Here is a 392-nt window from a genome sequence, read left to right on the forward strand (position 1 = left end):
GATCTCGCTCACGCCCATCACGAACAGCGTGGGTGCGGGAAGATCCGCGCCGAAGGAGGTGAACACCTCCTTGAAGGCCGGAATCACGAAGATCATGATCACCGTCACCACCACGAAGGCCACGATGATCACGGCCGTCGGGTACATGAGCGCCGAGCGGATCTTCGACTTGATCGCCTCGGTCTTCTCCATGTAGAGCGCCAGCCGGTCGAGCAGCGCCTCCAGGATACCGGCCGCTTCCCCGGCTTCCACCAGGTTGCAGTACAGGCTGTCGAAGTACATCGGATACTTGCGGAACGCCGCGTTCAGCGAGGTGCCGGTTTCCACGTCCGAGCGGATGTCGTTGAGCAGCCGCGTGACGCTCGCGTTGGTGTTGCCGCGCCCCACGATGT

At 62.8% G+C, this 392-nt stretch carries 1 protein-coding gene; it reads right to left on the bottom strand.

The features are described from left to right. Positions 1-392, bottom strand: a 392-nt coding sequence (locus FJV41_RS57640) for a type II secretion system F family protein (RefSeq protein ID WP_181791655.1), incomplete at both ends; no start/stop codon positions are given.

The sequence above is a fragment of the Myxococcus llanfairpwllgwyngyllgogerychwyrndrobwllllantysiliogogogochensis genome (genome assembly GCF_006636215.1).
Lineage (GTDB): Bacteria > Myxococcota > Myxococcia > Myxococcales > Myxococcaceae > Myxococcus > Myxococcus llanfairpwllgwyngyllgogerychwyrndrobwllllantysiliogogogochensis.